The sequence below is a fragment of the Streptomyces sp. CB02414 genome (assembly GCF_001905385.1).
Taxonomy (GTDB): domain Bacteria; phylum Actinomycetota; class Actinomycetes; order Streptomycetales; family Streptomycetaceae; genus Streptomyces.
In genome coordinates this window covers 14,377-28,433 of the sequence record NZ_LIPF01000007.1, presented here as the reverse complement: position 1 = coordinate 28,433, position 14,057 = coordinate 14,377, and the positions used below count along the sequence as shown (strand labels likewise).

Sequence of the window (14,057 nt, the reverse complement as noted above, 5' to 3'; positions counted from 1 at the left end):
GGTCGTGATCATTAGCTCCCCGGCCGATCCGTGCTCAATCGTCCCGCGGAACAGGCGGGTTCCCGCCTCGCGCCCGCCCGTGCGCCGGCACTCGGGAGCCGACCCGCTCGGCGATGAGCCGCTGGTAGTTCGGGCACTGGGTGACATCCTCGTGCGCGCAGTTCAGGCCGCCCTCGATGAGCTCCAATGAGACCCGGGCCGCCGCGATTCTCGATCGGAGTTCCTCGGCCTCGGCACGCAGGACCTTGTGCCGGGTGGCGCGGTCGACAGTGGCGGACAGGCTCCTGATGGTGTCCAGGCCGAGGCCGGCCTCCTTGGAAAGGAGGATTATCGCCACGCGGGTGAGGTCGTCCGCACCGTAGCGGCGGCGCCCGCCCGCGTCCCGTCCGGGGTGCAGCAGGCCCTTCGACTCCCAATGCCGCAGGACGTGCGTGGCCAGGCCGAACCGTGCCGCAAGAGCGCCGATGCTCATCGCACCGACGGCGCTGTCGTCGCTTGACTTCATGCCGACATTAAGTAGCAGCCTGGCGTCCATGTCCAAAAACCAGGAAGTGGTAGAAGAGCGCCGCGACACCCAGGCCCTGCTGGCCGTCCTCGACGCGGCGGACCAGATACCGAGCGCCACCCGGCTGCGGGCCCGCTCCTACGAACTGCTGTCTCTCGTCCCGGGCTCGACTGTCGTGGACGTCGGCTGCGGCGCCGGACGCGCCGTCGCCGAGCTGGCCGAACGCGGCGTCCACGCAGTGGGCGTGGACCCCGACTCGTGGATGCTGGCCGCGGCCCGGCAACGATGGTCGGCGGCCGAGTTCCGGAAGGCGGGGGCGGACGATCTGCCGTTCGCTGACGGAAGCGTGCGCGGCTACCGCGCAGACAAGGTTCTCCACGTCCTTCAGGAACCAGGGCGCGCGGTGGCGGAGGCGCGGCGCGTCCTCTGCCCGGGCGGCAGGATCGTCCTGGTCGGTCAGGACTGGGACGCCATCATGATCGACTCGGACGACGCGGCACTCACCCGCACGATCGTGCACGCCCGCGCCGACCTCCTGGGCACGCCCCGCGCTGGCCGCCAGTACCGCAATCTGCTCCTGGATGGCGGCTTCGACGACGCCACCGTCGAGGTGCACACCAGCGTGTTCACGGAACCCGCGATGCTGTCGCTGCTCACCAGGCTCGCCGAGCCAGCCTGCACGAGCGGCGCCGTCGGCCGTGATCAGGCCGACGAGTGGCTCGCCGAGCAGCGCCGGCGCGCCGAGGCTGACCGCTTTCTCATCGCCATTCCGTTCTTCGTGGCCGCCGCCTCCGCCTAGGAGCTGTGCGGCCACCCGCGGATTCCCTTGAGCGTCGCTGGCCACGAGGGCTCTACCGTCCTCGTCGGCCTTGACGGCCTGCGCGCCTGCTTCGCTCCGCCGCCTGGCACTACACCACCCCACCGGCGCACGTACGTGCCACGACGAAGGAGAGCAAGGATGACCGATCCCGCACCCACTGCCAACGGCTGTCTGCCTGCCGCCGTGAGCATCACCGGCCTGGGGCTGCAGTTGCGGGAGTGGAATGATGCCGATGCGCCGGTGATGGTGGAGTTGTTCGACGAACCCCAGGTCGACCGGTGGACGCCCCTGTACCACCCGTTCGATCTGGCCGCCGCCCGCGCCTACCTGGACCAGGCCCGCACCCGCCGTGCCGAGGGCCGCAGCATCCAGCTGGCCATCACCAGTGACGGGCATACCGCGCTCGGCGAGATCCTGTTGTTCGTCGTCGGCCCCGACGGGCCCTCGCAGGGCGGGCCGTACGCCGAACTGGCCTACGCCGTCGGCATCCGTTATCGGCGGCAGCACCTGGCCACCCGCGCGGTACGGCTGATGACCGACTACGCCTACCAGGTCCTGGCCCTGCAGCAGGTCATCTTGCGTATCAACCCCGACAACGCAGCCAGCACGGCTGTAGCCCGCGCCACCGGCTTCCACATCACCAACGCCGCCCCGATCACCAGGGGCCGCTCCGGGCCACTACTGACCTGGCGGCACCAGGCCCCTGAGTTCTTTCCTCGCCCTTCGTACCGAGATCCGCAAGTGTGAGCCAGGGCGTCCCGGTGAGAGCGCTACGCGGCCCTCGCGGGCTTCCTGAACTGCCACAACCCCGAGCGGCCGCACGCCTCGACACCGTGTTCCTGGACGGCGAGCTGTCCCCCAAGGAGTTGGCCGGCAACGTGCTGGCCCACGCAGGCGGGCCCAAGTGACAAGCGGGGCCGCGAGCCAGCCGGCTCGTCACGCCTGGGTGTTGTCCTTGATGAAGCGGTGCGGGTGGGCGGCCTTGAGGTACTTCGTCGCGATGTCGGGTGCGATCCCGAAGACACGCATCAGGTGGACGGGGTCGGCGGTCTCGTGCGCTTCGTCGAGGATCCGATTGGTCCTCGACTTCTGCGGCTGGAGCCAAAGCTGAGGGAGGATCGGTTGAATGCTGTATTTGGCAACCGGTGGCCCCTCTGGGGCGAGGGCGGTGACCTGCGTGACGAACAGATGCGCGTTGGTACTGCGAGGCCAACGCTCGTAGCGTTCGCGGAGGCAGTCGGTAAGAAGCTCCAGGGTCAGCTCGTCCAGGTAGACGGTGTGCTCGTCTCCGCGGCGAGCGATGAGGCGTCCGGCCGACCGATTGAGATCCGTCAGCTGCAGGCGTCGGATCTCCGTCGATCCCAGTGGCTCTGTTCACGTCGCAGGGTTCTGGCTCGCTCTTCGTGACGCGGTTACGATTAGTGACCAGTTGCTTCTTCGAGTGCCTGGAGGATCCGTTGCACTTCCTGGCGCCACTGGTCGGCGTCGGCACTGTCCACCCACCCCGTCGCCATTTCTGATCCGTCCTGGAGTACCCGGTCCAGTGCGAGCCTGGCCAACGCGTGGAGTGATGCCGGTAGTTTGGGCAGCGGTCCCCTTGGACCGTCATCTGGATCGATCGCGATGAGGCTGTCCGGGATGGTGCTGGCGACGAGGGCACCAGCGGCAACGGCTTCAGCGCCGTCTCCGCCATCGATGCGTGCTCCTGAGCTGGTGACTCGTTGGAATGCCCGCCCAAGCACGTCGATAACCTGCTGGTGGGTGAGTCCCTCAAGTTCATCGACGAAGTCTGCGGCGAGGTCACTCTCGAACGGGCCGGTTCCCCACGTTCCCATGCATGGCTCCTGGTATGGCTGTCTCGGATGGAGGCAGGATTCCAGGCGCCTCTGGCATCGGTCATGGGGCGAGGAGGACTCGCTTGCGGAGCAGTGCGAGGCCGGCACGTCCGAACATCTGGCGCTTGAGCATCTTGATTCAGTTGACGTGTCCTTCGACGACGCCGGAGTTCCAGGGCAGAGTGAGTCCGGCGATGACCGCGTCGCGGTCGCGGTCGATGCCTGCCGCGAGAGTGTGGAGGCTGGGCAGGTCGTCCTGGCGGACGGCGTCGAGCCATTGTGGGAGCTGCTCGCCCCGGCGCTCGGTGAGCATCCGGGCGAAGGACCGGACGTGACCGGTCAGGGCGTCGAGTTCGGGGCAGTCGGCCAGGACGGCCTTGAGCCGGAGTTGTTCGCTCTCGGTGAGGGATTCCGGGCGGCTGAGGATCCACCTGGTCACCACGCGGGGTGCCGGCGGCTGTGCGGTGACCGGACGGGGGGAGGTGCGCTTCTTCCTGATGTAGGCGCTGACAATGCCGTAACTGCCCTGGTAGCCGAGCGGGATGATCTCCTCCCAGAGCTTCCAGGCATTGGTGCAGCCCTGGTTCCAGCGGTCGTCGAGATAGGGCTTGTACTCGTCGAGGACGGAGGTTCGGTTGCGCTGCCACTGGCCGCGGAAGAGATCTTCCGGCCTGGCCGCGTCAGCGAGGCTCTTGACGGTGCGGTGGGTCATATGGAGCCGACGCCCGATGGAGCGGCGGCTGTGGCCGGCTTCCAGCAGGGCGTGGACGGTGGCGTGTCTGGCCCGGATGCGGTTGGCGAACCGGTCGCTCCTCCACGGTGAGGTGGGTACTCCCTTCGGGCGGAGTGGGATCATCGGTACCCCTTCCGGCCGGTTCGAGGACGAGGACGCGCAGGCACTGGCGGTGGTGGGAGACGGCCCGCTCGGCGGCCTCGCCGAGGTTGTGCCACAGGTGCCACCGGTCAGCGACCTGGATCGCCTGGGGTGCCCCGGCCGTGGCGCCTTCCGCGAAGAACGGAGCCCGGTCCCGGCAGATCACCTCGATCCCGGGGCGCTTCGCCAGCCACTCGGCCAGGCTGGATGCCTCCCGGTCGGGCAGCAGGTCCACCGGCCGACGGGTCTCGCAATCGACCAGAACGGTGCCGTAGACGCGGCCCTTGCGCGTCGCGTACTCATCGACGCCGACCACCCGTGGGGAGGGCGCCTCCGGCTCCGGTAAGGCCGTGAGCAGCCGCAACACCGTGCTGCGGCTGACGGACACCCCGAAGACTCGTGCCATCCGGGCGCCGGCCCGGCCGGCGAGGGCGAGGCCCGACCGCGGCCAGCGTCGAACGTAGACGGTCGGTCCACCGGCTGTGCCGCCGGGTCAGGCCCGGTAGCTGCTCGACGAACGTCTGCCGTCCGCACGAAGCATTCCGGCAGAAGAACCGGCGGACCCGCAGGCAGAGAACCACTCGCCGCCCCGCGCTGGGGAAATCGGCGGGAAAGCGCAGGTAGGAGCTGTGTATTCGGCTTGAATGGCTCCCGCAGCTCGGACACACCGCCTCGGCCGCCGTACTGCGGGCCTCGACGTGTACAGCTTCGTTGTTCACGTCCACCGACAGCACCGCTAGGTCCACGATCGCCGGGAACAACAGCCCCTCCAGTCGGAGCGATGTCTCTTCCACGACGCTGAACTGTCGGCCACCCCGCGGTCGGTACTGACCATTTTCAGGCAACCTCCGGGAGGTTGATCCGAGCGTCAGTCGTCACTCAGCGTGCCGTCTCACGGAATGCGAGCCAGAACCCCTGGACTGGTCGTCCCACCGCTGCCGTGACGCGTCGGAAAAACGCGCGGGAACGCGGGATCCGGGGTGGCGTGCGGGGTCGCCGGGAGAAGACGAACCCGCACGCGACAGCCCTCAGGGCGTGCTGCTGTGGGCGGACCGGAGCCTTGTCACTGCTTGACGGCGTGCAGGACGTACAGACCACGAGGGCCGGCGGCGTGGCGCCGTACGTCGAGTCCGGCCGCGCAGCACTGATCGGTGAGCCACTGGGGAGACAGACGGAGCTTGGGGTAGCTGCTGGTCTTCAGCTTCCAACCGTCGGGATGGCGGGTGTGGACCAGGTCGTGAACCAGGACGGTGTCCTCGCCCTGGTAGTCGAGGAAGCAGGTGAGGATCCGGTCACCGGTGCTGCGGACCGGGATGAACCGCTCCGGACCGTGGAGTTCGCGGGTCAGGTCCCGGTAAGTGGCCACGAAGCTTCCCCCAGGGTGCAGTGCCTTGGCCACGTCCGTGACCAGTTCCTGCACGTCCTGGCTGCTGGGCAGGTGCGGGAGGGTGTCGCCCATGCACGCGACGACGGCGAGAGAGTCCGGGGAAGCGAGACGAGGCAGGGCCCCGCGGAGGTCCTGGTGCACGGTGCGGACGGCCTGGGCGTGACCGGAGTGCCTGGCAAACCCCGTCAGCTCTTCCAGGAGACGTGCGCTGGTGTCCACCGCGGTCACGGAAGCGAAACCGAGAGACGCCAGGGCGAGAGTCTGCGGGCCCGGGCCGCAGCCGAGGTCCACGGCGGCGGCTCCCCCCTGTACCGGTGCTGTCACCCCCAACTCGCGGAAGAGGCCGGCTTGTGCCGCCGCTGCTTCCTCGATGTCGCCGCCGAGCATCCAGGTGTAGTGCTCGGCGAGCAGGCTTTCGTAATGATCGGCAGCGGTGGCCATACATGTCCTTTCATGAAACGGATCGATCAGGGCGTGGAAGCTGCACCCCTGTCCGTGTTCTGGAGAGCGGACGCACCTGGCACGGCCGACTCGCCCGTCAGAACCCAGGCGGCGAGATCGCGGAGGTACACGTTGGCCAGGGCGTCCTCCAAAGCGTCCCCGAGAGCAGCCCGGTACATGGGCGTCACCGCCGCGTAACGCAGCCTGCCCGCCGACGTGATGCTGGTGGTGACCGTCCGCCCGTCACCGGCCCCGGACGATCGCTTCGCAAGTCCTCGGCCCTCCAACCGGCCGACCAGACGCGTCACCGTGCTGTCCTTGAGCCCGATCCGATCGGCCAGCTCCCCCATCCGCAGGGCGGAGCCGGTCTCCGTACGACTCAGCGCACACATGGCCCGGTACTCCGACAGCGGCAAGCCGTGCTCGCGCTGCAGGGCCTCGTCCAACTGCTTCTCCACGCGCTCCAGCAGTCGTACCGCCATGCACCATCGGTCGTCCTGCGCATCGTCGGCGGGACGCGGCTCTCGGGAACTCTGTGGCTCAGACATCACGTCAGCACTCTATTTGCTTGGCGAAGCAAATGCCAGGGTCGTACTGTGCCGCGAAAGCCCCAACAACCCACACAAGGAGGCTCGATGAGCCACGCAACGGTGAACGGAGCCACGCTCCACTACGACGACTACGGCCCCGTGACGGGGCCGGCGGTTCTACTGATCCACGGGCACCCCTTCAACCGCACGCTGTGGGCCCTGCAGAGCAAAGCGCTGGCCGGGGCCGGTTACCGCGTCATCACCCCGGACCTGCGCGGATACGGCGACAGCGACGTCACTCCCGGAACGGTGTATCTGTCCGACTTCGCAGACGACCTCATCGGCCTCTTGGACCTGCTCGCCATCGATCAGGCCGTGATCGGCGGCGTCTCGATGGGAGGGCAGATCGCCATGGAGATGCACCGCCGCTACGCCCGTCGCATACGTGCTCTCGTCCTGTCGGACACCTCGGCATCCGCTGAGACACCCGACGGCAAGACATTTCGCAACCACCTGGCCGACCGCTTGCTCGCCAACGGCATGGCTGACTACGCGGACGACGTCATCGACAAGATGCTGGCCGCCTACAACGTCACCGCACTGCCGGCCGTCGCCGCACACGTCCTCGGCATGATGCGCGCCACCGACCCCCGTGGTGCCGCGGCTGCCCTGCGGGGCCGGGCCGAGCGCCCTGACTACCGTGACACGCTCGCCGCCGTGCGATGCCCGGTGCTGATCGTCGTCGGCGCCGATGACGTCTACACACCGGTCACAGTCGCCGAAGCCATCAGCCACCTCGCCCCGCACTCCGTACTGAGCGTCATCGATGGTGCCGGGCACCTCCCCGGCGCTGAGCAGCCAGAATGCTTCAACCGCGTCCTGCTGGACTTCCTCCGGACATCGGCTCATGGCCCGGCCTGACCAGAGACTCCCCGGCAGCGGCGACCGGCGAGGTCCAGATCCTCTATGTTGACGCTGAGGATCTCCTCTGCCCGCGCGCAGGTCTCGTACAGCGTGCGCCCCAGCGTCTTCTCCCGCAGGTGCACCTCGCGCCGCGCAATCAGCCGGTCGACAGCCATCTTCGAGCGGGCCGGGGTCTCCGAGTCCAGCGGAGTCATCCGCTTCGCCCAGGCCGGCATCCCGGCGACCACCAGGAGCGGCACCGTCGTCCGTGTGCGGGGCACACCGTCGGACACGGGCGCAGCGGCAGGACCGCTGCCGGTCGTGGCTGCACGGTCCGGCCCTGGTTCGGGGCAGGCGGCGGGGGAGTGACCGGACAGGGCCTCCCGCATGCTCAGCAGCAGGGCGTGGTTGCCCTCCAGGGTGTGCAGCTGATCCTGCAACGCGTCGATTTCCGTACGGACACGCTCGCGGTCTTTTTCGACGAGCTCCAGGTCGGCATCGATCTTGGCCGCGTAGTTCGTTCTGAGGGTGAGAAGTTCCGGGGTCGCTTCCACTATGACGGCCAGCCTCCCGCAGCAGTGCGCACTCCGGGGGACGTTAGCGTCCGCACGGCGCTGCCCGGCGACTGTGAACGAGAAGGGACCGATCTTTGCCCGACCATGTGCGCACGTGGTCAATTGTCGTCATTATGCAACTGGTTCCACATTTCCCATGAGCCGCGCGAGCGGTGAGCCGGTGGACCGGCACGGTGGGTGCAAGCAACAGCAGGGACCAGCCTGTCGCGCCTCTGGACACGTGAACCACGCGAATCCTTGTGGGTGAGAGCGGAGAGCAAGGCAGGGGGTCGTCCAGCTGTGAGGGGACCTCAGGCCGGGCTGGGAACTGCTGGGTGCTGCCGCCCCGTGCCGTTCCCTGACCACCAGGCGGCCCACTGCCTTCGCCGGCCTGATCCATCTGGTCTGCTGCGGCGGGCCGAGTGGTGAACCGCTCGGGTGTGATGGGCACGGCGCAGGAGACGGGGCGCCCTGGCTGGCAGCTGCATGCTGACCGGGTCAGGCGGCGCCGAGTTCGGGGGTGTGTAGCTGCTGCGTGGTTCCGAACACATCGTCGAATGCGAGGGAGCGTCTCGTGGGCACCAGGTGGTAGGGGGAGCCTGAGCCTGCGACAGGTTGCGGACCTGTGCGGCCCAGCATCAGGACGTCCAGGGGAGTGAGGACGTCGAGGTTGTCGAAGACGTAGCAGATCGGCAGCTGGGTCCATGCGGCGAGCTGGAGGTGCGCCATGACGGCGGCCCGTTCCACCGCATGGCGCTGGGTGATGCGGCTGGTCATGCGGCTCTTGCAGTCGATCAGAAACACCTGCCGGTCCTTGGCAGCCACCAGATCGGGTGTCCACCGCAGCGAACTCCCGGTGCCCCGCAGGGCGACTCGCACCGCTTCGGTCAGCACGCCCTGGCCCCAGGGGCTGACGTCCCATCCGCGCAGGGCGAGTTCCTCAGCGACACGTTTTTCGTGCGCGTCGCCCACGGCCTTCCTCTGCTGAAAGCTCGGCATAACGGCAAGTGTTGCTCCCCTCCTCAAGGTCGAAACAACCCGGTGTCCCGTCTCGGACACTTCTGGCCAGGGGTGTTGGCGGTCGTTGTCGTTCAGTGGCGTTCTTGGGTGTCCGTCGGTGTCTCCCTGCGTCTCAGGGCGTCTCACTCTGCCTCGAAACAACATGACCGGATCTGACTCCTGCCGCCGTAGGCCGGGAGCTGCGGCCCACCTGCCGTGCGTCTCTCATATCCTCAGCCACCGCGGTGATGCCCAGGGCGGGTTCCGGGCCTTTGGAGCCTCCGCCGGGAAGATGCACGGGGAGCAGCGTTACGGATTGCAAGGGACGGGCGGCTGCCTCTGTCGGTGACGGCGCAGGCGAGAAGCCCTCAATGGCAGCCCGCTGTCCACAGACAGCCCCCGGCAGGCTTCTTGAGCTATGGACATCAGCTCGCCGGGCATCGCCCGGAACAACAAGAAGACGCCGCGCTGCGAACGCCACGACACCCTCCTCCAGGCCGAGGAGCTCAGCGAGTTCGCGGCCCGGTTCCCGGCCGGCCACCAGGCGCAGATGGCGTTCCTCCTGGCCAACTACGCCGGCAACGCCTCCCTGGTCGCCGCGCTCTTGGGCACTGGAGTGCGTACGGTGCGCCGCCACTGCCGTGGGTGGCCGCCACCGCCCGGGCTCCGGCTGCGCCGGGCCCTGCACCGCCGTGTCGTGGACCTCGTGTGCCCGCGGTGCCTGTCCGATCGTGCGGTGGAACAGGCGCGCCAGGCGAATCGGGAAGCCCGGCGCGCGGCCCGACGGCTTCCGCGTGATCCCGGCGGCATGGATCGCTGACACACCGGGTGCCCGAGAACCTTCAGCTCCCTCAGAACGCTGAAAGCTTTTCTGCATTGACGATAGTGAAAAGCTGATGCAGATGCGGAAGTTGCATGGATTCAGGTAAGATGGTGGCATGGGATTGCGCTTGGAGGAGTCGCTGCGGCTGACGGTGGCCGCGTTGATGCAGGTAACGGGTGAATCGCAGCGGTCGGTCGCAGGGGTGCTGGGACTGACGCAGACACAGGTGTCGCGCCGGCAGTCGGGCACCATCTCCTGGAGCCTGCGCGACGTCGACGTCCTGGCCGAGCACTACGGCATCGGCGCGCTGGATCTCCTGGCGGGTCCGACCAGAGCGTGCGAGGCGCTGCCCGCCGACAGGCGCCGTACCGCGCGGACCGAAGCAAGGGGGACGGGCCGGTGAGCGACTTCGACGCGATCGACTCGCTACTTGACGCCGTCGGCCCCCAGGCCGAACTCCCGCCCTGCCACGTGCGCCGCGAGCTGCGGGAGCGGGCTCGGCTGTCCAAGGCGCAGGTGGCACGCGCGCTCGGCGTGAGCCCCTCAACCCTCAGCGGATGGGAAAGCGGCCGGGACCCGGCCGGCGAGATCCGCACCAAATACGCCTACCTGCTGGACGGGCTGAACGCCAAGCTCGCCACCGAGAGCGAGACCGAGACCGAGGCGGCGCCGGCTGCGGAGCAGCCCGTCGCGTCAGGCACGGCCGCGACTGTCACCCCTTTGTCTTCGCTCGACCTCGGCCAGGACGAGGAAGGGGACGACGTGGAGCTGCTCGTCGCCCCTGAGCCCTGTGTGCTGTGCGGCCGTCCCGCCGGACAACGCGTGGCGGGGTTCGCTCAGCACCTGACCCCGGCCGACTGCCAGCCCACCGCCACCGGGGCCCCAGCTGCCCCGCTAGCCGGACAGCCCACCACGCACACCTCGAAGGCGCCGCTGCGCACGACACGTCCGGCGCGTGCGACGGAGCGTTCCAAGGGCCCAGCCCGCCACGCGTTCCAGGAGACGTCCGGCCCGGTCGACCTGATCCGCGAGGCCGTGCAGGGCGCGCTCGCCGAGCACCAGGGCGATGTCGACGCAGCCACGGCGGCGCTGGTGAAGCGGGCCATCCCGGACGCGATGCGACTGCTGGACGAGACCCGTAAGGGCGCCCGCTACGACATGATCGCGCACCCCTGGATCCCCGACATCCTCAAGAAGCAGACCGCGCGCGGCGCGGACCAGATCTGGGAAGCCCGCCCCAAGTGGACCCGTCACGAACTCCCGCCCGGCCGGCATCAGGTGACCGCGCTCGACATCAACGGCGCCTACCTCTCCGCCCTTAAGACGCACCTCCCCCTGGGCCAGCTCGAGCACTCCACCGGCCTCGCCCACGACCGCCGCCGCTCCGGAGTCCACCTGATCACCCCGCCCGAGTGGGAGCACGAGGCGGTGCTGCCCAACCCGATCGGCCAGCGGGACGAGCCCGGTCCCCTGTGGGTCACCGAGCCGACGCTCCGCCTCTTGCTGCGCCTGTCCGGCCCCAAGCACCAGCTGTGCGACCCTCCTCAGATCCACGAGTCGTACACCTCCGGGGCCACGGAGAACCTGCTGGAGAAGTTCCGCATCGCCCTGAAGGACGCCCGCGACACGGCGATCGAGCAGGGCGACACGGTGACGCTGGAGTACGTGAAGGCGATGTACTCGAAGTTCGTCTCCACGATGGGGGAGTCGAACTACAACCGGGAGCTCTACCGGCCGGACTGGATGCACCTCATCCGCAGCCAGGCCTTCGCCAATCTGTGGCTCAAGGCGCTCAAGGCCCATGACGAGGGCCTGGCCGTCGTCCGGGCGATGGGCACCGACGAACTTCACGTCATCGGTGACTGGCGCCGTGTCTTCGCCGAAGGCCGAGCTGTTACCGAGGTCAAGGTCAAGGACACGTACACCGCCGGAAGCGACGTCGCTGAGCACGCAGACGAGGGGGAGTAGTGCCAGAGAAGAACATCGACTTCGGACGGTTCGGCGCCCGGGGCATCAAGGGCAGCGACGCCGTCGCTCGCAAACTCGACGAACTCGCGGGCGGCATCGCCACTCCCGTGACCGCCAAGCGCGGCTGGATGGCGCGCCTGCACTACCTGACGAAGTCGACCCCGACCTTGAAGGCCGCGCAGGACGCCGGACTCACTGTGACCCACCGGACGCTGAAGGCCTGGCTGGAGGGCAAACGCCGCCCCTCCAAGACCAGCCTGGAACGCATCGAGCAGGCATATCGGACGGTGCGCCGTCACAACGTCGCCCGCCACCTCCTCAGGCGCCTCGACCGCGACGGACGCGGCACCCGGGTGGAGATCCACCCGCTCAACCAGTCCCAGGTGCCGCAACAGCTGCAGCGCGTGGTGGAGTACCGGACGATGAACGTGCGCCGCTGGGACCGCATCGTCGGCTCCTGGGCGGCCGGCGACCACCAGAGCCTCGACGCAGCGTGGCAGGACACGATCGTGGACCTCGGCTCGCAGTGGGGCCAGTACGAGTACGTCACCAACGTCGGCTTTGCCGCATAGAGCCCTGCTCTAGCAACTGCAGACTCGTAAGCGCTCGCGAGCCACTCACCTGCGGCATCCGAATGGGTAAGCAGTGCCGACGATTTAGTTCGTCGGCGGATCATGAGCAATCTGGTTGCAGCAGTTCAGCTGCTTCAGGGTAAGAGCGCCGTCCTGAATCGGTTCGCTTGTCTGGGCCTTCGGAGCGTGAAGGCGCTCAGCGGCTGGCGGCCAGATTCACGGCCGTCTCTTTGATCAGTTCGCGGACTAGGAGAAGAGCCTGGTCACACATCTGCAGTACATCCTGTTGAGCGCGGATCTTCGTCAGTGGCTTGGTCGTGCTCTGACCGACGTTCTCCATGTCGAGCCGGTGTGCAACATCGTTCCTGGCAGTGAAAAAGGCATCGAGGGCGGCAAACAGCGCCTTCGGGATCTGCTGGTTGAAAATGCCCAGCGAAGCGCCAGCGCGGTCACGGAGATCGCTACTTCCTTGGAAACTCGCCTTCGTCTTGCTTACGACGTAGAGGTCGAGCAGTGCGACACCAGGATCCTGCTCCTTCAGTGCTGCCAGGAAGTCCTCGTCTACGTGGGGAGCTTTGGCCTGCTGCTCGATGAAGCTCTCGTACTTGAGTCTCGGGGTGCCTGGTTGGGCGATCAGTACTGGCACTGAGTGATGAATCAGCGCCTGAACCGTGGCGTCCAGCCCGGCGGAAGTGAACACGATGGCCGCTCGCAGGAGGTCTTGGGCGTCGGAGTGCAGGCGCCCACGCGTCGTCCTGTTATGTTGCGCCGCGCGTGTCCGGCGAACCAGATGAAGCGTGTCGAACAGGCCGGAGACGCTGTCGTGGGTGCTCCGCAGCCGCCACCAGACCGGTACGACCTCAGGGGCTTTGTAGGGTCGGTTCCCCAGGGGAGTGAGGACGAGCCTGGTGAGGTTCCCAGGCTCTTCAGGGGCCTCCGCGACTGCCTTGGCCGTCTCCGCAGTGACTGCGACGCTGAGACTTGGCAGCGTCACCTCCGCTGTAGCAACGACAGCGCCTGGCTTCGCGGCTGCTGCCTCTTCCGGCTCGGCAGGTTCAGCATCCATGGATCCCCTCACGACGGCGTCGATCACCTCAGTGAACACCACCAAGGCTCCCCGCACGCCAGCTATTGCTCACGAACTGGTGATTTGCTCGCACAGTGCTCGTGATCACGCGGAATTGCTTACCAAGTCGTGGAACCTACACCTGCACCGGAACGTGGTCTTCGGCGGCTGCTGGGATGACGTACGGTGGGGGATACCGACGCGGGGTGGAGCAGCTCGGTAGCTCGCTGGGCTCATAACCCAGAGGTCGCAGGTTCAAATCCTGTCCCCGCTACTGCTGAAGAGGCCCGGATCTACACGATCCGGGCTCTTTCGTGCCTGGCACGAGCCCACGTCTGACTCTTGCCCGGCAGGGAGCCCGGCCGTCCTTGCTGCCTGACCGAGGTGATCGATCCCAGGCCGTTCTCGCTGGACGCTCTGCGGCGAACGGAGGAGTCGTCGGTGACGGTGCGCGGATCGCAGCGGCTGGCGTCTGCATACGGTGCAGGGTCGCCATGTGCGCGGTCCGCGCTGGGATCCCGCAGCACGTCCTGGTCTGCACAAAAGCCGGTCTGCGCATAACCGTCACCGAGCCGCCGTGCCGTGCGGGACCTGCGCCGTGGTCCACCTGGCCAGGCATGCCAAGCGCAGGCCTGGTGTCTGGGGAACAGCGGTAGTTCTACCGGCGATCGGCGCCATAGCACTGTGGCAGGGATTGGGCGCATTTTTGGAACGTTTGGACGAGGCGGCCGTGCCCCATTGGGTGGGATAGTCGGGGCCGCCGGGTGCGGCTGAAGTCGG

General features: G+C 67.8%; 15 protein-coding genes, 1 tRNA gene and 1 pseudogene. 8 read left to right on the top strand and 9 right to left on the bottom strand.

Annotation, left to right across the window (positions count from 1 at the left end; translation table 11 throughout):
• Window positions 1–34: 34 nt before the first annotated feature.
• Entirely contained in the window at window positions 35–505 is a 471-nt protein-coding gene (locus AMK11_RS22585; protein ID WP_073730300.1) for a MerR family transcriptional regulator, read from the bottom strand.
• A 28-nt stretch (window positions 506–533) separates the two neighbouring features.
• Here AMK11_RS22585 and AMK11_RS22580 point away from each other — a divergent pair, with 28 nt between their 5' ends.
• Both AMK11_RS22580 and AMK11_RS22575 read left to right on the top strand, forming a co-directional pair.
• Entirely contained in the window at window positions 534–1,304 is a 771-nt protein-coding gene (locus AMK11_RS22580; protein WP_073729855.1) for a methyltransferase domain-containing protein, read from the top strand.
• A gap of 159 nt (window positions 1,305–1,463) precedes the next feature.
• Window positions 1,464–2,072 (top strand): GNAT family N-acetyltransferase, encoded by a 609-nt coding sequence (locus AMK11_RS22575; protein WP_073729854.1) that lies wholly within the window; start codon window positions 1,464–1,466, stop codon window positions 2,070–2,072.
• Between the two features lie 671 nt (window positions 2,073–2,743).
• Here the strand turns inward: AMK11_RS22575 and AMK11_RS22570 are convergent.
• The 5 genes from AMK11_RS22570 to AMK11_RS22555 all read right to left on the bottom strand — a co-directional run bounded on the left by AMK11_RS22570 (window position 2,744) and on the right by AMK11_RS22555 (window position 6,344).
• Entirely contained in the window at window positions 2,744–3,160 is a 417-nt protein-coding gene (locus AMK11_RS22570) for a DUF4259 domain-containing protein (RefSeq protein WP_073729853.1), read from the bottom strand.
• A 680-nt stretch (window positions 3,161–3,840) separates the two neighbouring features.
• A complete protein-coding gene (locus tag AMK11_RS39230) occupies window positions 3,841–4,440 on the bottom strand; it encodes an ISL3 family transposase (protein ID WP_443333928.1) in 600 nt (199 codons plus the stop codon).
• On the bottom strand, window positions 4,334–4,702 hold the full coding sequence (locus AMK11_RS38325) for a transposase family protein (protein ID WP_241847076.1): 369 nt from the start codon (window positions 4,700–4,702) through the stop codon (window positions 4,334–4,336). Before AMK11_RS38325 ends, AMK11_RS39230 begins: the two co-directional genes overlap by 107 nt.
• A gap of 395 nt (window positions 4,703–5,097) precedes the next feature.
• Window positions 5,098–5,862 carry a class I SAM-dependent methyltransferase gene (locus tag AMK11_RS22560; protein WP_073729852.1) on the bottom strand — a complete coding sequence of 255 codons (765 nt, stop codon included), beginning with the start codon at window positions 5,860–5,862 and terminating at the stop codon, window positions 5,098–5,100.
• Between the two features lie 26 nt (window positions 5,863–5,888).
• The gene (locus AMK11_RS22555; protein WP_073729851.1) at window positions 5,889–6,344 is read right to left on the bottom strand and encodes a MarR family winged helix-turn-helix transcriptional regulator; all 456 of its coding nucleotides are present in this window, start codon (window positions 6,342–6,344) and stop codon (window positions 5,889–5,891) included.
• Between the two features lie 153 nt (window positions 6,345–6,497).
• On the opposite strand from AMK11_RS22555, the gene AMK11_RS22550 reads away from it, so the two are divergent.
• The gene (locus AMK11_RS22550) at window positions 6,498–7,313 is read left to right on the top strand and encodes an alpha/beta fold hydrolase (RefSeq protein ID WP_073729850.1); all 816 of its coding nucleotides are present in this window, start codon (window positions 6,498–6,500) and stop codon (window positions 7,311–7,313) included.
• A gap of 14 nt (window positions 7,314–7,327) precedes the next feature.
• Here AMK11_RS22550 and AMK11_RS22545 read toward each other — a convergent pair.
• Both AMK11_RS22545 and AMK11_RS22540 read right to left on the bottom strand, forming a co-directional pair.
• Window positions 7,328–7,531, bottom strand: a pseudogene (locus AMK11_RS22545) (site-specific integrase); the annotation flags it as partial.
• A gap of 816 nt (window positions 7,532–8,347) precedes the next feature.
• Window positions 8,348–8,848: a hypothetical protein gene (locus tag AMK11_RS22540; RefSeq protein WP_073729849.1), complete on the bottom strand. Its 501-nt coding sequence runs from the start codon at window positions 8,846–8,848 to the stop codon at window positions 8,348–8,350.
• Window positions 8,849–9,266: 418 nt separating this feature from the next.
• On the opposite strand from AMK11_RS22540, the gene AMK11_RS22535 reads away from it, so the two are divergent.
• The 4 genes from AMK11_RS22535 to AMK11_RS22520 all read left to right on the top strand — a co-directional run bounded on the left by AMK11_RS22535 (window position 9,267) and on the right by AMK11_RS22520 (window position 12,211).
• Window positions 9,267–9,668 (top strand): hypothetical protein, encoded by a 402-nt coding sequence (locus AMK11_RS22535; protein WP_073729848.1) that lies wholly within the window; start codon window positions 9,267–9,269, stop codon window positions 9,666–9,668.
• 118 nt (window positions 9,669–9,786) lie between these two features.
• Window positions 9,787–10,074, top strand: a complete 288-nt coding sequence (locus AMK11_RS22530) for a helix-turn-helix domain-containing protein (protein WP_073729847.1) — start codon at window positions 9,787–9,789, stop codon at window positions 10,072–10,074.
• The gene (locus AMK11_RS22525; RefSeq protein ID WP_073729846.1) at window positions 10,071–11,639 is read left to right on the top strand and encodes a helix-turn-helix domain-containing protein; all 1,569 of its coding nucleotides are present in this window, start codon (window positions 10,071–10,073) and stop codon (window positions 11,637–11,639) included. The genes AMK11_RS22530 and AMK11_RS22525 overlap by 4 nt, the downstream gene beginning before the upstream one ends.
• Window positions 11,639–12,211, top strand: a complete 573-nt coding sequence (locus tag AMK11_RS22520; protein WP_073729845.1) for a transcriptional regulator — start codon at window positions 11,639–11,641, stop codon at window positions 12,209–12,211. Before AMK11_RS22525 ends, AMK11_RS22520 begins: the two co-directional genes overlap by 1 nt.
• 196 nt (window positions 12,212–12,407) lie before the next feature.
• On the opposite strand, the gene AMK11_RS22515 is transcribed toward AMK11_RS22520, so the two are convergent.
• Complete coding sequence (locus AMK11_RS22515; RefSeq protein ID WP_143194589.1) at window positions 12,408–13,319, bottom strand: hypothetical protein; 912 nt, start codon at window positions 13,317–13,319, stop codon at window positions 12,408–12,410.
• Window positions 13,320–13,477: 158 nt separating this feature from the next.
• On the opposite strand from AMK11_RS22515, the gene AMK11_RS22510 reads away from it, so the two are divergent.
• Window positions 13,478–13,551 (top strand) — tRNA-Met (locus AMK11_RS22510).
• Window positions 13,552–14,057: the final 506 nt, after the last annotated feature.